18 protein-coding genes are annotated in these 20,133 nt (G+C 71.4%); 8 read left to right on the top strand and 10 right to left on the bottom strand.

Features of this window, described 5'->3' with window-relative positions; all coding sequences use genetic code 11:
- Positions 1 to 64 precede the first annotated feature (64 nt).
- From HNR13_RS19245 to HNR13_RS19230, 4 genes are all read left to right on the top strand, one after another.
- Positions 65 to 622 (top strand): dihydrofolate reductase family protein, encoded by a 558-nt coding sequence (locus HNR13_RS19245; RefSeq protein ID WP_179608331.1) that lies wholly within the window; start codon positions 65 to 67, stop codon positions 620 to 622.
- A 228-nt stretch (positions 623 to 850) separates the two neighbouring features.
- A complete protein-coding gene (locus HNR13_RS19240; protein ID WP_179608329.1) occupies positions 851 to 2,581 on the top strand; it encodes an ABC transporter transmembrane domain-containing protein in 1,731 nt (576 codons plus the stop codon).
- Between the two features lie 148 nt (positions 2,582 to 2,729).
- Complete coding sequence (locus HNR13_RS19235) at positions 2,730 to 4,676, top strand: ABC transporter ATP-binding protein (protein ID WP_179609690.1); 1,947 nt, start codon at positions 2,730 to 2,732, stop codon at positions 4,674 to 4,676.
- 78 nt (positions 4,677 to 4,754) lie between these two features.
- The gene (locus HNR13_RS19230) at positions 4,755 to 5,051 is read left to right on the top strand and encodes a hypothetical protein (protein WP_179608327.1); all 297 of its coding nucleotides are present in this window, start codon (positions 4,755 to 4,757) and stop codon (positions 5,049 to 5,051) included.
- A 221-nt stretch (positions 5,052 to 5,272) separates the two neighbouring features.
- On the opposite strand, the gene HNR13_RS19225 is transcribed toward HNR13_RS19230, so the two are convergent.
- Both HNR13_RS19225 and HNR13_RS19220 read right to left on the bottom strand, forming a co-directional pair.
- The gene (locus HNR13_RS19225) at positions 5,273 to 5,554 is read right to left on the bottom strand and encodes a Fe-S cluster assembly protein HesB (protein WP_179608326.1); all 282 of its coding nucleotides are present in this window, start codon (positions 5,552 to 5,554) and stop codon (positions 5,273 to 5,275) included.
- Between the two features lie 125 nt (positions 5,555 to 5,679).
- Positions 5,680 to 6,222, bottom strand: coding sequence for a type 1 glutamine amidotransferase domain-containing protein (locus tag HNR13_RS19220; RefSeq protein ID WP_179608324.1), 543 nt, complete (start codon positions 6,220 to 6,222; stop codon positions 5,680 to 5,682).
- Between the two features lie 55 nt (positions 6,223 to 6,277).
- On the opposite strand from HNR13_RS19220, the gene HNR13_RS19215 reads away from it, so the two are divergent.
- Positions 6,278 to 7,102 carry an aldo/keto reductase gene (locus tag HNR13_RS19215; RefSeq protein WP_179608323.1) on the top strand — a complete coding sequence of 275 codons (825 nt, stop codon included), beginning with the start codon at positions 6,278 to 6,280 and terminating at the stop codon, positions 7,100 to 7,102.
- A gap of 257 nt (positions 7,103 to 7,359) precedes the next feature.
- Here HNR13_RS19215 and HNR13_RS19210 read toward each other — a convergent pair whose 3' ends face one another.
- The 8 genes from HNR13_RS19210 to HNR13_RS19175 form a co-directional block, all read right to left on the bottom strand.
- Entirely contained in the window at positions 7,360 to 9,510 is a 2,151-nt protein-coding gene (locus HNR13_RS19210; RefSeq protein ID WP_179608321.1) for a S9 family peptidase, read from the bottom strand.
- A 280-nt stretch (positions 9,511 to 9,790) separates the two neighbouring features.
- On the bottom strand, positions 9,791 to 10,753 hold the full coding sequence (locus HNR13_RS19205; RefSeq protein WP_179608319.1) for an ROK family protein: 963 nt from the start codon (positions 10,751 to 10,753) through the stop codon (positions 9,791 to 9,793).
- On the bottom strand, positions 10,750 to 11,496 hold the full coding sequence (locus HNR13_RS19200; RefSeq protein ID WP_343063626.1) for a copper homeostasis protein CutC: 747 nt from the start codon (positions 11,494 to 11,496) through the stop codon (positions 10,750 to 10,752). Before HNR13_RS19200 ends, HNR13_RS19205 begins: the two co-directional genes overlap by 4 nt.
- Positions 11,493 to 12,494: an asparaginase gene (locus HNR13_RS19195; RefSeq protein ID WP_179608317.1), complete on the bottom strand. Its 1,002-nt coding sequence runs from the start codon at positions 12,492 to 12,494 to the stop codon at positions 11,493 to 11,495. The genes HNR13_RS19200 and HNR13_RS19195 overlap by 4 nt, the downstream gene beginning before the upstream one ends.
- Positions 12,487 to 13,419: an amino acid ABC transporter permease gene (locus tag HNR13_RS19190; protein ID WP_179608316.1), complete on the bottom strand. Its 933-nt coding sequence runs from the start codon at positions 13,417 to 13,419 to the stop codon at positions 12,487 to 12,489. The genes HNR13_RS19195 and HNR13_RS19190 overlap by 8 nt, the downstream gene beginning before the upstream one ends.
- Positions 13,416 to 14,060 (bottom strand): amino acid ABC transporter permease, encoded by a 645-nt coding sequence (locus tag HNR13_RS19185; RefSeq protein ID WP_179608314.1) that lies wholly within the window; start codon positions 14,058 to 14,060, stop codon positions 13,416 to 13,418. Before HNR13_RS19185 ends, HNR13_RS19190 begins: the two co-directional genes overlap by 4 nt.
- Positions 14,061 to 14,176: 116 nt before the next feature.
- Positions 14,177 to 15,130, bottom strand: a complete 954-nt coding sequence (locus HNR13_RS19180) for a glutamate ABC transporter substrate-binding protein (protein ID WP_179608313.1) — start codon at positions 15,128 to 15,130, stop codon at positions 14,177 to 14,179.
- A 70-nt stretch (positions 15,131 to 15,200) separates the two neighbouring features.
- Positions 15,201 to 15,953, bottom strand: a complete 753-nt coding sequence (locus HNR13_RS19175) for an amino acid ABC transporter ATP-binding protein (protein ID WP_281369288.1) — start codon at positions 15,951 to 15,953, stop codon at positions 15,201 to 15,203.
- 165 nt (positions 15,954 to 16,118) lie between these two features.
- On the opposite strand from HNR13_RS19175, the gene HNR13_RS19170 reads away from it, so the two are divergent.
- From HNR13_RS19170 to HNR13_RS19160, 3 genes are all read left to right on the top strand, one after another.
- Positions 16,119 to 17,321 carry an ROK family transcriptional regulator gene (locus HNR13_RS19170; RefSeq protein WP_179608311.1) on the top strand — a complete coding sequence of 401 codons (1,203 nt, stop codon included), beginning with the start codon at positions 16,119 to 16,121 and terminating at the stop codon, positions 17,319 to 17,321.
- Positions 17,318 to 18,250 carry a Gfo/Idh/MocA family protein gene (locus HNR13_RS19165; protein WP_179608309.1) on the top strand — a complete coding sequence of 311 codons (933 nt, stop codon included), beginning with the start codon at positions 17,318 to 17,320 and terminating at the stop codon, positions 18,248 to 18,250. The genes HNR13_RS19170 and HNR13_RS19165 overlap by 4 nt, the downstream gene beginning before the upstream one ends.
- 87 nt (positions 18,251 to 18,337) lie before the next feature.
- On the top strand, positions 18,338 to 20,047 hold the full coding sequence (locus HNR13_RS19160; protein WP_179608307.1) for an alpha,alpha-phosphotrehalase: 1,710 nt from the start codon (positions 18,338 to 18,340) through the stop codon (positions 20,045 to 20,047).
- Positions 20,048 to 20,133 lie beyond the last annotated feature (86 nt).

The raw sequence follows: 20,133 nt of genomic DNA, 5'->3' as shown, positions 1-20,133 counted from the left end.
CTCGTCGTGGAGCGGGTCGACCGGCTGGTGGCGACCGCCTGAGCCCGGCACCTAAGCTGGCCGCATGGGCAGCATCGCAGTGCACGAGTTCGTCTCCCTCGACGGCGTCTTCGAGGACCCGAGCTGGACGGCGGAATACGGCTTCGATCCCGACATGGGGGAGGACCTCGCGCGCATCACGAACGCGTCGGAGGCGATCCTGCTCGGCCGGCGCACGTTCGAGATGTTCGCGCCGGCCTGGTCGGCGCGCACCTCGGCCGATGACCCGGGCGCTCCGTTCTTCAACGACACCACCAAGCTCGTGGTCAGCTCCACCCTCGACGACGCGGCCGCCGAGTCGATCTGGGGCAACTCGCGTTCGCTCGGCGGCTACGACGCCGACCGGGTGCGGGAGGCGAAGGAGAGCGTGAGCGGCGGCCTGTACGTCAGCGGCAGCGGCTCGCTCGTCCGGGCGCTGCTGGCGGACGGGCTGGTCGACGCCCTCCACCTGTTCGTGTACCCGGTCGTCCGCGGCTCGGGAGCGCGGCTGTTCCCGGAGGGGACGCCGGAGGCGAAGCTGCGGCTGCGCCAGTACGATGCGTACGCCAACGGTGTCCTGCACCTCCTCTACACGCCGGCCTGAACTCCACAGATCTCGAATGCAGTCAGCGGGTGGCCGCAACTCCCGATAGCGTCGGATCGGATCGATGAACATCGTCCCTCGCGGGGGGCGGATGTCGCCGGTCCGCGCTAGCGTTGCACTCTGCGGGGGTCATCGCACAGCGCCGTGCCGACGGGGGTCGGCTCGGCGGGGTCGGCGGCGGAGTGCGCCCGTCATAACTTTCCACCAGATCAGAACCAGGACTCATCCGTGACTCTTCTTCGATTGGCCGTGCGGTTCATCCGCCCCTACTGGGGTGCGGTCGCCGCCGTGGTCGTCCTGCAGCTCATCGCGACGATCGCCGCCCTCTACCTGCCCACGCTCAACGCCGACATCATCGACAAGGGCGTCGTCAAGGGCGACACGAACTTCATCTGGTCGACCGGCGGCATGATGCTCATGGTCTGCTTCGTCCAGGTCGCCGCGGCGATCACCGCCACGTACTTCGGCGCGCGCGCGTCGATGTCGCTGGGCCGGGACGTCCGGCGCACGTTCTACCGCAAGGTCGACGCGCTTCCGGCGCTCGACCTCGCGCGCTGGGGCATGCCGACCCTCATCACGCGAAACACCAACGACGTCCAGCAGGTGCAGATGCTCGTGCTGATGACGCTCAACTTCATGGTGTCCACGCCGATCATGTGCATCGCGGGCATCATCCTCGCGGTCCAGGTCGACGCCGGGCTCTCCTGGCTGATCTGGGTCTCGGTCGCCGTGCTGTTCGTCGTCGTCGGCATCCTGGTCTGGCTGCTGCTGCCGATGTTCCGCGAGATGCAGGACCGCATCGACGGCGTCAACGGCGTCATCCGCGAGCAGATCGTCGGCATCCGCGTCATCCGGGCGTTCGTCCGCGAGAAGTTCGAGACGGCGCGCTACGACGATGCGAACGCGGCGCTCACCCGCATCTCGGTCAAGGTCGGCAACGTCTTCGTGCTGATGTTCCCGATCATCATGCTCATCCTCAACGTCGCGACGGTGGCCGTGCTCTGGTTCGGCGGCCACCGGGTCGGCGCCGGCGACATCCAGATCGGCGCGCTGACCGCGTTCCTGCAGTACCTGCTGCAGATCCTGGTCGCGGTCATGATGGGCGTCTTCATGGCCATGATGATCCCGCGCGCGATGGTGTGCGCCGAGCGCATCGAGGAGGTGCTGAGCGCGACCCCGTCCACGGGCGGAGCCGCGGGCGCCGGCTCGGTGCCGGCAGACGGGCGCGTGGAGGTCGCCGGAGTCACGTTCGGCTACCCGGGCGCCGAGAAGCCGGTGCTCAACGACGTCAGCTTCACGGCGGAGCCCGGGCGCGTGACCGCGATCGTCGGCTCCACCGGGTCCGGCAAGTCCACGCTGGTCTCGGTCATCGCCGACCTGTTCACCCCGCAGAGCGGACACGTGCGGATCGGCGGCGTCCCCGTCGACTCGCTCAGCCGCGAACAGCTGTCCGGCGTGCTGGGCCTGGTGCCGCAGAAGCCGTACCTCTTCTCCGGGACCGTCGCCAGCAACCTGCGGTTCGGTCGTCCCACCGCGACGGACGAGGAGCTCTGGGCGGCGCTCCGGACCGCGCAGGCCGAGGACTTCGTCCGCGCCAAGGAGCACGGCCTCGACGAGCGGATCGCGCAGGGCGGAACCAACGTGTCCGGCGGGCAGCGCCAGCGGCTCTGCATCGCCCGCGCGCTGGTCGCGGAGCCGAAGGTGCTCCTGTTCGACGACTCGTTCTCGGCCCTCGACGTCGCCACCGACGCCCGCCTGCGGAGCGCGCTGGCGGAGTCCACGGGCGACGCCACCGTGATCGTCGTCGCGCAGCGCGTGTCGACGATCCGGGAGGCCGACCAGATCATCGTGCTCGACGACGGCAGGGTCGTCGGGCGCGGCACCCACGACGAACTCCTGGAGACGAGCGAGACGTATCGCGAGATCGTCGAGTCCCAGCTGAGCCTGGAGGTGGCCTGAGATGGCGCGTCCGAAGAAGAACCGCACCGCCCGCGCGAAGGCCGAGGGAGTCGAGCAGGAGGGCGTCCTCACCGAGGCGGGCGTGCAGACGGCGATCGACGAGCTCGAGCTCGAGTACGAGTACGAGCCGACGGAGGCCGACGGCGACATGTTCGGCGGCACGCCCGCCAAGAAGGCCGAGAACTTCTGGCCGTCCTTCAAGCGGCTGCTCGGGCTGCTGAAGCCCGAATGGCTCGCCATGTCGTTCGTGACGCTGCTGGTCGTCGTCTCGGTGGCGCTCGTCGTGATCGCGCCGAAGGTGCTCGGCCAGGCGACCGACGTCATCTTCAACGGCTTCGTCGGCGCGCAGCTGCCGAAGGGCCAGTCGCTCGACCAGGTGATCGCGGGAGCCCGCGCCGCCGGCCAGACCCAGTTCGCCGACATGCTGGCCGGGTCGCACGTCGTCCCCGGCCAGGGCATCGACTTCACGGCGCTCGGCCGGCTGCTCATGATCGTGCTGGCGATGTACCTCGTCGCGTCCCTGCTGCAGTGGTGGCAGGGCTACATCCTCAACGGCCTGGTCATGCGGGTGATCTACCGCCTGCGCGCCGACGTGGAGAACAAGCTCAATCGGCTGCCGCTCAGCTACTTCGACACCCGGCAGCGCGGCGACCTCATGTCGCGCGTGACCAACGACGTCGACAACATCCAGACCGCGCTGCAGCAGGCCTTCTCCCAGCTCATCCAGTCGGTGCTGACCGTCATCGGCATCGGCATCATGATGTTCATCGTCTCCTGGCAGCTGGCCCTCATCGCGCTCATCTCGATCCCGCTGTCCGGCGTGATCGCGGGCGTGATCGGCACCCGGTCGCAGAAGCTGTTCAAGCAGCAGTGGAGCTCGACGGGCGCGCTGAACGGGCACATCGAGGAGTCGTACTCCGGGCTCGACCTGGTGCGCGCCTTCGGCCGCGACGCCGTCATGCTCGAGGAGTTCGACAAGCGCAACGAGAAGCTCTGGAAGTCGACGGTCGGCGCCCAGTTCGTGTCCGGCATGATCATGCCGGCGATGAACTTCGTCTCCTACCTGTCGTACGTGCTCATCGCGGTCGTCGGCGGCCTCCGCGTCGCCTCGGGCCAGATGACCATCGGCGACGCGACCGCGTTCATCCAGTACTCGCGCGAGTTCTCGCAGCCCATCGGCCAGATCGCGGGCATGGCGAACATGCTGCAGTCCGGCGTGGCGTCGGCCGAGCGCACGTTCGAGTTCCTCGACGCGCAGGAGCAGTCGGCCGACGTCGAGACCCGGCACCTGCCGGAGCGCGCCGACGGCCGCGTCGAGCTCGAGAGCGTCGACTTCTCCTACGACCCCGAGACCGAGCTGATCCGCGACCTGTCGCTGTCGGTCGCGCCCGGTCACACGGTCGCGATCGTCGGGCCGACGGGCGCAGGCAAGACCACGCTGGTCAACCTCATCATGCGGTTCTACGAGCTGAACGGCGGCACCATCCGCCTGGACGGCATCGACACGACGGACCTGTCCCGCGCCGAACTGCGCGGCCAGGTCGGCATGGTGCTGCAGGACGCCTGGCTGTTCTCCGGGACGATCCGGGAGAACATCCGCTACGGACGCCTCGACGCCACCGACGAGGAGGTCGTGGAGGCCGCCAAGGCGACCATGGTCGACCGGTTCGTCCGCCAGCTCCCGGACGGCTACGACACGAAGATCGAGGCGGACGGCGGCAACGTCTCCGCCGGTGAGCGCCAGCTCCTGACGATCGCGCGCGCCTTCATCGCGAACCCGTCGCTGCTCATCCTCGACGAGGCCACCTCGTCGGTGGACACCCGGACCGAGCTGCTCGTGCAGCACGCGATGGCCGCGCTGCGAAGCGACCGCACCTCGTTCGTGATCGCGCACCGGCTCTCCACGATCCGGGACGCGCACACCATCCTGGTGATGGAGCACGGCCGCATCGTCGAGCAGGGCGACCACGCGACCCTCCTGGCGAAGAAGGGCGCGTACTACGACCTGTACATGACGCAGTTCCGCGGCGCGGCGACCGAGGAGGAGACGGAGACGGCGGGCGACACGGAGGCCGCGGAGGTCCCGACGGCCTGACGCGCGCGTCGCTTACCCCGAATCGTTCGAAAAGTGAACGAGTTGAGCCGGTGCGGGAGGAGGTCGTAGAACATCAGTATGACGATCGACTCCCGCGCCGCGCTCCCGCCCGGTCCGACCTACGACTACGGCGGCCATAGCGTGCGGATCGCCCCCGAGCCGGGCTCCAACACTCGCTGGCGGGTGACCGAGGACGACGGCTACCTGGGCATCATCGCCACGGCCGACCCGGTCAAGGGCGAGCCGGAGGTGCACTTCGCCGTGCACTTCGCGGGTGAGGAGGACATCCCGCCCACGAAGATCGTCCCGCTATGGACGACCGCGGTTGAGTTCCTCATCGACGCGGGCGAGCCGCAGCGCCCACCGGTCACCTGAGACCACCCGTGACCTGAGACCAGGTGTGCGGGCGGCATTCGGGGTTGGGTTGAACCGCCGCCCGCACACCATCGACGGAAACACAACAGAACCGGACGGTCGATACGATTGACAGCCGCGCCGGTACGTGCTCGTGACACGACTCGGCCCCGGCGCACGAAGCACCGGGGCCGGGGGAGCGGGCGCCGCTGGGGCGCCGGCTTCGGGTAGTCGCTTCGGCGTCAGGCGAGCGCGCCGATCGCGAAGCTCACAGCGCCCTGCTCGTCCACCTGGGCGTCGAGCACCTTGTCGTCGAGCGCGACGGCGGCGCCCGGCTCCAGGAACAGTCGCGCACCGTCGGACTCGACCACCTGGTCCGCGGGCTCCGGCTCGGGCGTCACGGCGGCGGCGAACGCGGTGTTCTGCGGGTTGCTGCTGCTGATGCGCAGACCGGCGTCGTCCTGCGGCGCCTGATCGGTGAGGGTCTTGACGATCGTGCTGGCGTTCTCGGTCAGGGTGAGCACGTGCTCTCCTTTCGTTGTTCCTCCAGGAGTCGCCTACGTTCCCGCGGTCGGCTCCGGAGTGCAACCCCGCCGTCCGCCATTGTCAGGAAACGTCCACGAAGAGCGGAGGCGGGGTGCAGTCGCGGTCAGGCGATGAGCTTCAGGAGCTCCCGGTTGAACGCGGGGAGGTCGTCCGGCTTCCGGGACGACACCAGGGTGAACGGTCCCGAATCGACCCGGACCTCCTCATCGACCCAGGTCGCGCCGGCGTTGCGGTAGTCGGTCTGCAGGCTCGGCCAGCTGGTCAGCGTGCGGCCGCCGACCACGCCGGCCTCGATGAGCACCCAGCCGCCGTGGCAGATCACCGCGATCGGCTTGCCGGCGTCCGCGAAGGCCTTCACCAGCGCGACGGCGCCGGGGAACGTGCGCACCTGGTCTCCGTTGGCGACGCCGCCGGGTAGCACCAGCGCGTCGAAGTCGTCGGCGGACGCGGCGTCGAGCGTGAGGTCCACCGGGAACTCGTCGGCGGGCGTCAGGTGGTTGAAGGCCTGCACCGTCCCGGAGTCCTTCGAGATCAGTTTCGCGCTCGCTCCCGCGTCGGTCACCGCCTTCCACGGCTCGGCCAGCTCCGCCTGCTCGATCCCCTCCGGGCCGACCAGGAATGCCACCCGCTTGTCGTCGTAGGCCATGTCGTCTCCTTTCGTAGACCCCATCACTACGCCGGACGCGGGGCAGAATGAACCCATGGCGAACATCCCCCTGGTCTCTCTCAACGACGGCAACCGCATCCCCCAGCTCGGGTTCGGCGTCTACAAGATCCCGGAGGCCGAGACGGTGGACGCGGTGCTGACCGCCCTGGAGGCCGGGTACCGCCACATCGACACCGCCACGTTCTACGAGAACGAGCGCGCCGTCGGGGAGGGCGTGCGCCGCAGCGGTGTCCCGCGCGACGAGGTGTTCGTGACCACCAAGGTGTGGTGGACCGACAACGGCTACGACTCGACCCTGCGGTCGTTCGACGCCAGCCTGGAGCGGCTGGGGTTCGACACCGTCGACCTGTTCCTCATCCACTGGCCCGCGCCGAAGCACGACAGGTATGTGGAGACGTGGCGCGCCCTCGAGCGGCTGAAGGCGGAGGGCCGGGCCCGGTCGATCGGCGTCGCCAACTTCCACATCCACCACCTGGAGCGCCTCGCGGCGGAGACCGGGACGGTCCCCGCGGTCAACCAGGTGGAGCTGCACCCGTGGCTGCCGCAGGCGGAAGTGCGCGCGTACGACGCCGCGCACGGGATCGTGACCGAGGCGTGGTCACCGCTCGCGCGCGGACGCGTTCTGGACGATCCGCTGCTCGCCGGGATCGCCGCGAAGCACGGGGTGACGCCCGCGCAGGTCGTCATCCGCTGGCAGCTCCAGCTCGGCAACGTCGTCATCCCGAAGTCGTCCACGCCGCAGCGCATCCGGTCGAACCTCGACGTCTTCGGCTTCGAGCTGGACACCGACGACCTCGCCGCGATCGCCACCCTCGAGTCCGGCGAGCGCACCGGCAAAGACCCCGACCACCTCGGCTGACCCCGCCACCGGAGGACATCCACCCCCACCCGCCACCGCAGCCACCGGAGGACATCCCTCCGAACCGGGCCCCGATCTCCTCCGTTACCTGCGGATCGCGGGCGTGTCGCCTCGGATCTCCTCCGTTACCGACGCCGCAGCCAACGGAGGAGATCCCGCCCGCGGCGACCGCAAAACGCAGTCAACGGAGGACATCCCCGCGTATCCAGCCAGATTCTCCTCCGGTAGCTGCGCATCACCTGCGGCCCGGATCTCCGCTACTCCCCGGTCGGGTGCGCCCCCACCACGTCCAGCAGCCATGCCAGCGAGAACGCGCGCTCCCGCCAGGCCGCGTAGCGCCCGGACACGCCGCCGTGGCCGGCCGCCATCTCGGTCTTGAGGAGCGCGTCGGCGCCGACCTCCCGCAGCTTCGCCACCCACTTGGCCGGCTCCACGTACAGCACGCGCGTGTCGTTGAGGCTGGTGACGGCGAGGATGCGCGGGTACACGCTCTGGTGGATGTTCTCCACCGGCGCATACGACTTCATGTAGAAGTACACGTCCTCATCGTGCAGCGGGTCGCCCCACTCGTCCCACTCGATCACCGTCAGCGGCAGCGACGGGTCCAGGATGGTGGTCAGCGGGTCGACGAACGGCACCTCGGCGAGCACGCCGGCGAACAGCCGCGGCGCGAGGTTCGCGACCGCGCCCATCAGGAGGCCGCCCGCGCTGCCGCCCTGCGCGGCGAGCTGCGACGGGGTCGTCCAGCCCTGGTCGACGAGGTGCTTCGCGGCCGCGACGAAGTCGGTGAAGGTGTTCTTCTTGTGCAGCTTCTTGCCGTGCTCGTACCAGAGCCTCCCGAGCTCCCCGCCGCCGCGCACGTGCGCGATCGCGAACACCACGCCGCGGTCGAGGAGGCTGAGCCGGGGGATGCCGAACGACGGGTCCATGCTGGCCTCGTACGACCCGTAGCCGTAGAGCACGAGCGGCGCCGGCTCCCCGGGCGTCACCAGGTCGCGGCGGTAGACGAGCGAGATCGGGATGCGGGTGCCGTCCTCCGCGGTCGCCCACTCCCTGCGCTGCTCGAACAGCTCCGGCTCGAACTCGCCGAGCACCGGCTGCTGCTTGCGCAAGGTGAGCTGCCGGGTGCGCACGTCGTAGTCGTAGACGCTGGACGGGGTCACGAAGCTGCCGTAGCCGAGGCGCAGGAACGGCTGCGTCCACTCGGGGTTGCCGCCCGCGCCGACCGTGAAGAGCTCCTCGTCGAAGTGCAGCTCGTGGAGGATGTCGTCGACCTCGGCGACCACGCTGCCCTCGCTCGGGGAGGGGAGGGCCGCGACCGCGAGCCGCGTCATCCCCTCGCGCCGGTACTCCAGCGCCACGAAGTCGCGGAACGCGTCCACCCCTTCGATGCGCACGGCCGGGTCGTGCGGGAGCAGCGTGCGGCGCGGCCCCTGCGGGTCGTCGGCCGCGACGCTCACGAGCTCGAAGTTGACGGCGCCGTCGTTGTGGACGATGAGGAGGCGGTCGCGGCCGCCCGCGACGACGTGCTCGATGTCGTACTCGACGCCCTCCTTGCGTGGCCAGACGACCTGGAACTCGCCCGTCGGGTCACCCGCGTCGAGCAGCCAGCTCTCGCTGGTGATGTTGGAGCCGGCCTCGATGACCAGGAACCGCCGGCTGCGGGTGAGGCCGACGCCGATCCAGTAGCGCTCGTCCGGCTCGTGGAAGACCTGCGCGTCGGCCTCGCCGTCCGGCCCCTGGCCGACCCGGTGCCGCCAGACGGTATCCGGCCGCCAGGCGTCGTCCACGGTCGTGTAGAAGATGTACTCGCCGCTCGGGTCGAACAGCGCGCCCGCGCCCGTGCCGGCGATCTCGTCGGGGAAGGTCGTACCGTCGTCCGCCAGCGACCGCACGCGGATCGTGTACCGCTCGTCGCCCTCGGTGTCGACGCCGTAGAGCAGCCGGTTGCCGTCGGCGCTGACGTCGAAGCTGCCGAGCGCGTAGAAGTCGTGCCCCTCGGCCTCCGCGTTGTCGTCGAGCAGGATCTGCTCGCCCGGGAGGCCGTGCTGCTGGGCCTCCTCGTCCAGCGCGGGCGGCTCCCAGTCGTCCGGCCCGTCGATCGGCGCGCGGCAGTGGATGCCGTACTGCTTCCCCTCGACGGTGCGGGTGTAGTACCACCAGTCGCCCTCGCGGGTGGGGACGCTCAGGTCGGTCTCCCGGGTGCGCGACTTGATCTCGTCGAAGATCTGCTCGCGCAGCACGGCGAGCTTCTCGGTGCGCGCGTTGGTGTACGCGTTCTCCTCGTGGAGGTGCGCGATGACAGCGGGGTCGTCCTTGTCGCGCAGCCATTCGTACTCGTCCACGACGACATCGCCGTGGTGGCTGCGCTCGGTCGGCTTCTTCGCGGTGATCGGCGGCGTGAGCATCCCACCAGGCTACCGAACGCGAGTGGCCGCGGGGCCGCCCGCGCGACGCGAGCGTTTCGGCACGAATCGCGACTCTCGCGCCGCTGTTCGCGACATTCGGCACGAATCCGCGGACGGCCGCCGCGCAGCACGCGGCAGTGCGAGTGCTCGACATTCGACACGAATGTGCGGGGCCGGGTCTGCGCAACGCGGGGTGGGGGTGCCCACATTCCTCACGAATGTTGATTATGGCGGCGCCATTCGCGACATTCGGCACGAATGTGCGCGGCGGCGCTGCGGGTCAGCGTGCCGCGGTGAACGCGAGCAGGCCGGCCCCCGTACGGCCGGCGTCGCCGCCGAGGCCGCTGGCCACGATCGCGGGCCGCTCGCGCCAGGCGAGCCCCGCCGTCACGGCACGCTCCAGCGGGGCGAACAGCGCGTCGCCCGCGTGCGAGACGCCGCCGCCCAGCACGACGACCTTCGGGTCGAGCAGCAGGGTCAGGATGGTGAGGCCCTGGGCGAGCACGTCGACCGCGTCGCCCCAGATCCGGTCCGCGAGCGGGTCGCTGCCGAGCCGCGCCACGATCCGCCGCGTACTGAGCGCAGAACCGCCGGCCTCCCGGTAGCGTCGGGCCACCCCCGCCCCGGACATGTAGACCTCCAGGCAGCCGCGCTGGCCGCAGGTGCACGGCTCGCCGCCGGCGACGACGGGGATGTGCCCGAACTCGCCCGCCGCACCGGTCGCGCCGGTGATGGTGCCGCCCGCGGTCACGAGCGCCGCGGCGACGCCGGTGCCGATCGGGACCAGCACGAAGTCGTCGGAGCCCTGCGCCGCGCCGAACGTGCGCTCGGCCAGCCCGGCGGCCCGGACGTCGTGCCCGACCGCGACCGGGAGGTCCAGCTCGCCCTGCAGGATGTCGAGCAGCGGCACGTCGCGCCAGTCCAGGTTGGACGCGTAGTGCACGATGCCGCGCTGCTCGTCGAGCATGCCGGGGGTGGCGACCCCCGCGCCGACGACCTCGCGCTCCGCGACGCCGGCGACCTCCCGGAGGTCGTGGAACAGCGTCACGAGCGCGCCGAGGATGTCGCCGCCCGGCGTCGGCCGCGTCAGCTCCGCGACCACCGCGCCGCCCTCCGCCACGACGGCGCCCTTCATCGCCGTGCCGCCGAGGTCGACGGCGAGCACGACGGGCGCTCCGGAGCCCGGGGCCTCGCCGCCGTCGCCCTGCTCGGCCGGGAGCGCGGCGACGGTCGTGCCGCTCATGCCGCGACCTCCCGCACCGCGTCGACGACGGCCGCGACGATCGCCTGCGACGTCACCTGCCGGTGCCCGGAGTCGTACGCGCTCGTCGCCAGCGAACCGCTCGCGACCGTTGCGGCCGCCCGCAGGTGCACCTCCCGCACGCCCGTCCGGCGCACCAGGTCGGCGACGTTCCCCGGGCGGACTCCGCCGCCGGCGAGGACCACGATCCGCTCGCCCGCCTGCACGACCAGCGCGGCGAGCTCGTCGGCGCCCTCGAGCGTCGTGGCCGCGCCGCCCGACGTGAGGATGCGCGCCACCCCGAGCGCGGCCAGCTCCTCCAGAGCCGCCGCACGGTCGGGCACCTGGTCGAAGGCCTTGTGGAAGGTGACCGCCGCGTCGCCGCAGGCCGCGACCAGCGTGCGCGTCGCGTCCACGTCCACCGACCCGTCGGGCCGGAGCGCGCCGACGACGAAACCGACTGCGACTCCCCGCGGGTTGGGCAGCGCCCGCACGGCGTGGATGTCGGCCACCATCGCGGCGAGCTCGGCGGCGTCGAACACGAAGTCGCCGGCCCGCTGACGCACCAGCACGTTGACGCCCATCCGCCCGACCGACCGGAGCACGGTCGCCACGGTGCCGATCGACGGGGTCAGGCCACCGTCGGACAACGCGCTGCACAGCTCGATGCGATCGGCGCCCGCATCCTCGGCCAGGCGCACGCCGGCGAGGTCCTCGAGGCAGATCTCGACCAGCACTCCGCTCACGCGACGCGCTCCAGCACCGCGGCCAGGTCGGTCCCGACCTCGATCCGGCCGACCGGCACGCCGCCGCCGAGCACCGGCAGGTCGACCAGGGCGCCCGCACCGGAGATGTCGGTGCCCAGCGCTTCCAGCACCCGGAGGGCGATCAGGGTCGTCGCGCGCGGGCTCCCGTCCACGATCTTCATCGCGACGGCGGTGCCGTCGGCCGCCGCGACCCCGATCACACCCTCAGCGCCGCCCTTGGCGAGCGCGCCGGGGATTGTCTCCATGAGGGTCGAGTTCTGGTGACCGCTGCCGCCCACGTAGAACGGGTGCGCGCGCATCGCGTCCGCCACCGTGCGCTCGGGGGTCCCGGGAGCCGCGGTCACGAGGCGGCCGAACGAGCGGGCGACCCCGCGGACGGTCGTCCCGAACAGCGGCGCCCCGCAGCCGTCGATCGCGTCGTGCCCGACCGCGACGCCGGTGACGGCGGCCATGGTCTCGCGCACTTGCTGCTGCACGGGGTGCGCCGCGTCGAGGTATCCGTCCGTCGGCCAGCCGTTCGCGGCTGCGGCCAGCAGCATGGCGGCGTGCTTGCCGGAGCAGTTCATCCGGATGCGCGTGCGCGGCTCCCCGGCGCGGATCATCCGCTCGAAGGTGCCCTCGTCCTCCGGCCGGTCGACCGGGCAGCCGAGCGCCGACTCGTCCACCCCCGCCGCCGCGAGGATGCCGCGGACGACGCGCACGTGCTCGTCCTCGCCGGTGTGGCTGCCGGCCGCGATGGCCAGCTCCGGACCGGCGAGCGCGGCGCCCGCGGTGAGGCACGCCAGCGCCTGGAGCGGCTTGACCGTGCTGCGCGGCAGCACGACCGCGTCCGGGTCGCCGAGCTCCAGCAGCGTCCCGCCGTCCGGGTCGAGCGCGACCAGGCTGCCGAAGTGGCGGCTCTCGATCAAGCCGGAGCGGCGCACGGCGGCGAGCTCGGCGAGGCCCGGGACGGCGGTGGCGGAGGCGGTGCTAGGCATGGGTCTCTTCCTGGTGCTGGGCGGCCGGCAGCGCCGGGAGCGCGGGCTGCGCGGAGGGACGTCGCCGCGGCCCGCGCTGCAGGCGAGAGGCGAACGCCGAGAGGCTGCCGTTGACGACCAGGTAGATGACCGTCACGGCGACGTAGGTGGGGATCAGCAGGTGCAGGTACGAGGCGAGCACCTGGCCGCGGTAGAGCAGCTCGGTGAACGCCACGATGTAGCCGAGCGACGTGTCCTTGAGAAGGCTGACGAACTGCGTGACGAGCGACGGCGCGACGTTCCGCGCCGCCTGCGGGAGCACCACGAAGCGCATCGCCTGGCCGGGCCGCATCCCGAGGCTGAGCGCGGCCTCGCGCTGACCGCGGGGGAGACTGAGGATGCCGGCTCGCACGATCTCCGCGAACACGGCCGAGTTGGCGATCGTCAGCGGGACGACCAGCTTCCACAGCACTGGGAGGTTGATCCCGAGCTGCGGGAGGCCGAACAGCATGAGGTAGATCACCAGCAGGACGGGGACCGTGCGCGCGATCTCGATGTACAGCGCGCACAGGAACCGGACCGCGCGGAGGCGGCTGATCCGGCCGAGTGCGAGGAGCACCCCGAGGAGGCCGCCGAGCACGGCGACGATAGCGGCGGCCTCCAGGGTCCCGAGCAGCCCGACCAGCAGGTAGTTCCAGATCGGCCACTCGGTGAACGGCGCCCAGCGCTCGGGCGCGAGCTGCCCGTGGGACGCGAACTGCCACAGCCCGTAGCCGAGCAGCCCGGCGATCGCGAGGCAGCTCAGCACGGTGCCGAGCAGGATGTTGCGGCGTCCGCGCGGACCGGGGACGTCGTACATGAACGCGGCGGCATACGCCTTCCGCGGGCGCTTCGTCCGCGCGGCGCGCACCGGCGCCGGACGGTCGGGGATCAGCTGTGCGGTCATCGGGCGATCGCCACCTTCCGCTCCACCCAGCCGGCGGCCAGGCCGATGGCCAGCGCGATGGCCATGTAAAGGATGCCCGCGCTGGAGAAGATCAGGATGGGCTGCGCCGCGACGAGGTTGATCTTGTTGACCTCGGCGGTGAGCTCCACGACGCCGACGGCCGCGGCGAGGGCGGTGTTCATCGCGAGCGCGATCATCACGTTGCCGATCGGCTGGACCACGGCGCGCAGCGCCTGCGGGACGACGACGAGCCGCAGCGACTGGCCGAGGGTGAAGCCGAGGGCGCGAGAGGCCTCCACCTGCCCGACCGGGACGGTGTTGACGCCGGAGCGCACGGCCTCGGCGACGTAGGCGGCCTCGTAGACCGTGAGCACGATGATCGCGGTCGGCGTCAACGGCAGCAGGAGGCCGGCGTCGGGGAGCGCGAACACGGCGAGCAGCAGCAGCGCCAGCAGCGGCACGTTGATGAAGAACTGCACGTACAGGAAGGCGGCGGCGCGCAGCACCGGGATCGGGCTGACGCGCGCGACGGTGACCAGCACGCCGAGCACGATCGAGCCGACGCCGGCCACGACCGCCATCAGCAGCGTCGTGCCGAGGGCCTGCAGCAGCGGCCCGAGGTTGTCGATCAGGGGGTTCATCGCTCGCTCACTCGTGAGGAATGTCTGAGGGGCGGGCGGAGCCGGTGGACCGGCTCCGCCCGGGGGTTCCCGGGCTCATGGCCCGGGAACGTTGGTCGGGTCAGGAACCCGCTGGGTCAGGAACCCGGGACCGAGCCGATCTCCGGCGGGGTCGGGATGGCGGAGTCGGTCACGGTGCCGAGCGTGGTCTTCCACGCCTGACCCCACTGGCCGCCCTTCTGGATCGACTTCAGCCAGTTGTTGACGAAGGTCTTGAAGTCGCTGTCGCCGTGCGGGAGGCCGATGCCGTAGGGCTCCTTGGTGAACGGCTGGCCGACCACCTTGATCTGCTTCTCGCTGGCGGCGTCGCTCGCGAGCAGGGTGTAGTCCTGCACGTAGGCGTCGCCGCGGCCCTGGATGAGCGCCTGGACGGCGGCCGGGTCGGTGCCGAACGCGGTGACCGTGGCCTTCGGGGCGATCTTCGGCACCTCGGTGACGGCCGGCGTGTTCGCGCCGACGATCACGTTCTTGCCGTCGAGGTCCTTCTCGCTCTTGATGGTCTTGTTGTCGCTCTTGACGGCGACGGACAGTCCCGACTCGAAGTACGGGCCGGCGAAGTCGACCTGCGTCGCGCGCTGCTCGGTGATCGTGTAGGTGTTGAAGACGACGTCGACGGTGCCGTTCTGCAGCATCGCCTCGCGGGTCTCCGACGCCGGCGGGACGATCTCCACGTTCGGCTTGCCGAGGATGTAGATCGCGAGCAGCTTGGCCAGGTCGGCGTCGAAGCCGGTGACCTTGCTCGGGTCGGTCGGGTCCTGCTGCGAGAGCAGCGGGGCGTCCAGCGCCTCGGCGACGATGAGCTTGCCGCGCTTCTTGATCTTCTCCATCGTGGAGCCGGGGAGGATCAGGTCGGCCTTGGCGACGGGCGCGCCGGAGAAGACCGTGTCGGTCCCGGTCGTGGAGCCGGCGCCGTCGCCGGGGAGGGCCGAGGTGCCGGACGAGCAGGCCGTGACGGCGAGGGTCACGGCCGCGAGCAGGGCGCCTGCGAAGGCGGCCCGGCGGCGGGTCGTGCGGGTCGTGCTGCGGGTCATTGCGTCCCTTTCTGAGTTCGGACGTTCTGTGTTCGGACGTGTGGTGCTGTGGAACTTCGGTGCTGCGGCGTCAGTGCGAGAGCACGGACGCCAGGAACGACCTGGCCCGCTCGGTGCGGGGCGAGTCGAAGAATTCGGCGGGCGTCGCCTGCTCGACGATCTGCCCGTGGTCCATGAAGACGACGCGGTCGGCGGCGCGGCGGGCGAAGCCCATCTCGTGCGTGACGACGATCATGGTCATCCCCTCGCGGGCCAGGGAGGTCATCACGTCGAGCACCTCGCCGACCATCTCGGGGTCGAGCGCGCTGGTGGGCTCGTCGAAGAGCATCACCTTCGGCTGCATCGCGAGCGCGCGGGCGATCGCGGCGCGCTGCTGCTGGCCGCCGGAGAGCTGCGCCGGGTGGCTGCCCGCCTTGTCGGCGATGCCGACCCGGTCGAGCAGTTCGAGGGCCTGGCGCTCGGCCTCGGCCTTCTTGACCTTGCGGACCTTGACCGGCGCCAGGGCGACGTTGTCGAGGACGGTGCGGTGCGCGAAGAGGTTGAACGACTGGAACACCATGCCGACCTCGGCGCGGAGCCGGGCCAGGTCGGCGCCCTCCTGGGGGAGCAGCTCGCCGTCGACGCGGATCTCGCCGCCGTCGATGGTCTCCAGCCGGTTGATCGACCGGCAGAGGGTGGACTTGCCGGACCCGGACGGCCCGACGACCACGACCACCTCGCGGGGGGCGACGTCGAGGTCGATCGAGCGGAGGACGTGCAGGTCGCCGAAGTGCTTGTCGACGCCGCGCAGGCTCACCATCGTGCGAGCGTTCGGTGTTTCCATCGGTTCCTCGTATCGTCATCGGTCGGGATGCGATGAGCGTACTAAGTAACTTTTGTTCTTGCAATTTCGAATTTGGTTGATTCGAAATCGAAGAAAGTCGCTACAGTATCCTCAACGAATAACCGCACGCGACGGATGCGTGCACACGAGGGGGATGCGCTGAAGATGAGCGGCACGCACACCGCGGCACCCGGGAACACATCGGCCACGCCGGGGGGCATCCTCCACCTCGTCCGCTCCGGACGGGCGGGCTCGCGGGCGGACATCGCCCGGCACACCGGGCTCTCGCCGTCAACCGTCACCCAGCGGGTGGACGCGCTGCTCGCGGCGGGCTTCCTGCGGGAGGCGGGCGAGGGCGTCTCGCACGGCGGCCGCCGCCCGCGCGCCTTGGAGGTCGACCCGAGCTCCGGAGTGGTCGCCGCCGCCGACCTCGGCTCGCACCACGCGACATTCGGGCTGTTCGACCTGTCCGGGCGACTGCTGGCCTCGCGCACCGAGGCGATGGACATCGGCTCCGGCCCCGACCGGGTGCTCGCCTGGATCGCCGCCGGCGCCGAGGAGCTCCGTGCGCAGCACGCGGCGCCCGGCCAGGACCTGCGCGGCATCGGGATCGGCCTGCCCGGTCCCGTCGACTCGACCACGGGCAGGATGGTCTCGCCGTCGCGGATGCCGGGCTGGAACGGGCTGGATGTCGCGGCCGCGCTGACCGCCCGCACGGGCCTGACCGTCGCCGTCGACAACGACGCCAACCTCATGGCGCTGGGCGAGTACGACGTCACCGGCCAGACCGCCGACGCGCTCTCCGGCGACGGCCAGCTCGTCTTCGTCAAGGCCGGTTCGAGCATCGGTTGCGGGATCGTCGCGTTCGGGGGCGTCTACCGCGGCCACCACGGCATGGCGGGCGACATCAGCCACGTCACCGTGCCGGGCGCTCCGGACGTGCTGTGCTCCTGCGGCCGCGTCGGCTGCCTCGACGCCGTCGCGGGAGGCGCCGCGATCGTGCAGGCCCTGCGCCGGGACGGCGTGGACGTCGCCGACACCCGCGACGTCCTCGCGCTCGCCCGGGACGCGCACCCGCGCGCGACCCTCATGCTGCGGGAGGCCGGCCTGCGCACCGGCGGCGTGCTGGCGACGATCATGAACTTCTTCAACCCGGAGCGCCTCGTGCTCGGCGGCATCCTCGGCGAGGCGGAGGCGTTCGTCGCCGGCGTCCGCTCGGCGATCTACTCCGACTGCCTGCCGATGATCACCGACCAGCTCGACATCGCGGTCAGCGCGGCGAAGCAGGAGGCCGGCATCCGCGGAGCCGGCCGGCTCGTCCTCGACGCGCTGTTCGACCCCGCTCAGGTCGACCGCGCGGTGCGATGAGCGAGCTCGTCGCGGGGCACGGCGCGATCGTCGTCGGCGCCGGCCGGATGGGCCGTGCGCACGCGGAGGCCTGGGCGGCGTGCGGCGTGCCGGTCCGCTGGGCCGTCTCGCCCCGCCGCCGTCCCGACCTGCCGGCGGCGCCCGGCGCGCGCTGGGCGGCCTCGCTCGACGAGGCGCTCGCCGACCCGGCCGCGGACATCGTCTCGATCTGCACGCCGACCCCCACGCACGCCGACCTGGCCGTGCAGGCGCTCGCCGCGGGCAGGCACGTGCTGCTCGAGAAGCCGATCGCGCTCACCCTCGCCGACGCCGAGCGGGTGGCGGACGCCGCCCGGCGCGCGCCCGGTGTGCTGATGGTCGCGCACGTGGTGCGCTTCTTCCCCGGCTACGCGGCGCTCGCCGAGCGGGTCGCGGCGGGATCCGTCGGCCGGCCGCGCGCGGTGCTCGGGTCGCGGCTCTCGGCGGCGCCGGAGGGGTACGAGTGGCTGGAGGACGAGAGCCAGTCGGGCGGGATGATCGTCGACTTCGCCATCCACGACGTCGACCAGGCCGGGTCGTACCTGGGCGAGCCGGTCGCCGTCACGGCGGTCCGCGCGCCGGGGCCGGGCTTCGGCGCTCCCGCCGCGCTCACGGTCGAGTACGCGTCCGGCGGAGTGGCCCAGCTGCTCGCCGTCTCCGACCTCCCGGCCGGCGCGCCGTTCCGCACCACGCTGGAGATCGTGGGCGACCGCGGCACGGACGCCGTCGCCGACCTCCCCGGCGACCCGTTCGCTGCGCAGGCGCGCTACTTCCTCGACTGCGTCGAGAGCGGCGCCGAGCCGGTGCGCGCGCCGGTGGCCGCCGCGATCGACGCGCTGCGGGTGTGCCTGGCGGCACGCGAGTCGGCCGCGTCCGGCGCGCGCGTGGAGCTCGCGCGGCGTCGCGCGTGACGCCGGGCGCCCCGCTCACGCAAATGGCCCCGGCTAACGCGAATGGCCCCCGCTAACGCGAATGGCCCCCGCGGGTAAGGTGGGCGGGTGAGCGAGACATGGTGGAAGTCGGCGGTCGTCTATCAGATCTACCCGCGCAGCTTCGCGGACAGCGACGGCGACGGCATCGGCGACCTCCGCGGGATCATCCAGCACCTCGACCATCTGCAGGAGCTCGGCGTCGACGTGGTGTGGCTGTCGCCGATCTACGCCTCGCCCCACGACGACAACGGCTACGACATCAGCGACTACCGGGCGATCGACCCGCTGTTCGGCACGTTCGAGGACTTCGACGAGCTGCTGGCCGGCCTGCACGCCCGCGGCATCAAGCTGGTCATGGACCTGGTGGTCAACCACACCTCCGACGAGCACCCGTGGTTCATCGAGTCCGCCTCGTCGCTCGACAGCCCCAAGCGCGACTGGTACTGGTGGCGGCCGCCGCGGGAGGGCCTGGAGGCCGGCGCGCACGGCGCGGAGCCGAACAACTGGGGGTCGTTCTTCTCGGGTCCGGCCTGGCAGCTCGACCCGGCCACCGGCGAGTACTACCTGCACCTCTTCTCGCGCAAGCAGCCCGACCTCAACTGGGAGAACCCGGAGGTCCGCGAGGCCGTCTACGACATGATGAACTGGTGGCTCGACCGCGGCGTCGACGGCTTCCGGATGGACGTGATCAACTTCATCTCGAAGGTGGTCTCGCTGCCCGACGGCGAGGTCCCGCCGGGACGGCTGTACGGCGAGGGGTACCCGTTCTTCGGTCAGGGCCCGCGCATCCACGAGTTCCTGCACGAGATGCACGAGAAGGTCTTCGCCGGGCGCGCCGACCGCATCCTCACCGTCGGCGAGATGCCGGGCGTGACCATCGAGGACGCCCGGCTGTTCACGGATCCCGCGCGCGCGGAGCTCGACATGGTCTTCCAGTTCGAGCACGTCGACCTCGACCACGGTCCCGGCGGCAAGTGGGACGACCGCCCGGCGAGCGTGCTCGACCTCAAGCGCAACCTCGCGAAGTGGCAGGAAGGCCTCGCGGACACCGGCTGGAACAGCCTCTACTGGAACAACCACGACCAGCCGCGCGTCGTCAGCCGCTTCGGCGACGACCGGCCGGAGTACCGGGCGGCCTCGGCCAAGGCGCTCGGCACGGTGCTGCACCTGATGCGCGGCACTCCCTACGTCTACCAGGGCGAGGAGCTCGGGATGGCGAACGTGCCGTTCGAGTCCATCGACGACTTCCGCGACATCGAGACGCTCAACCACTACGCGGAGGCCGTCGACATCCAGGGCCGCGACGCCGCGGAGGTGATGGCGGACCTGCGCCGGACCAGCCGGGACAACGCGCGCACCCCCATGCAGTGGTCGGACGCCCCGGCGGCCGGCTTCACGACCGGGACGCCGTGGATCGCGCCGAACCCGGACTACGTGCTGGTCAACGCGGCGGCCGAGACGCACGCCGCCGACTCGGTGTTCTCCTACTACCGGCAGCTGATCGACCTCCGGCACCGCTCGGCGGTCGTCGCCGACGGCGACTTCACCCTCGTGCTGGCCGACCATCCGCAGCTCTTCGCCTACGTGCGCGAGCGGGACGGGAAGGCGCTGCTCGTGCTCGTGAACCTGACCGGGGAGCCGGCCAGGTACGACCCGGCCGATCTCGCCGGCTGGGAGGACGCCGCGCTCGTGCTCGGCAACCTGGCCGACTCGGTCGACCGCGGGCTCCGCGGCCTGGTCGAGCCGTGGGAGGCGTTGGTCTTCGAGCGGTCCTAGCCGGTCCCTCTCGCGCGGTCGTACCCGCGGGGTTGTGCTCTCCGCGCGCGGAGGTGTGTGATGGGCGTCAACGCCGCCGGTGGCGG

The sequence above is a fragment of the Leifsonia shinshuensis genome (assembly GCF_013410375.1).
Lineage (GTDB): Bacteria > Actinomycetota > Actinomycetes > Actinomycetales > Microbacteriaceae > Leifsonia > Leifsonia shinshuensis.
Note: the sequence above shows the minus strand (reverse complement) of the source record. Positions and strands in the feature narration are given on the sequence as shown.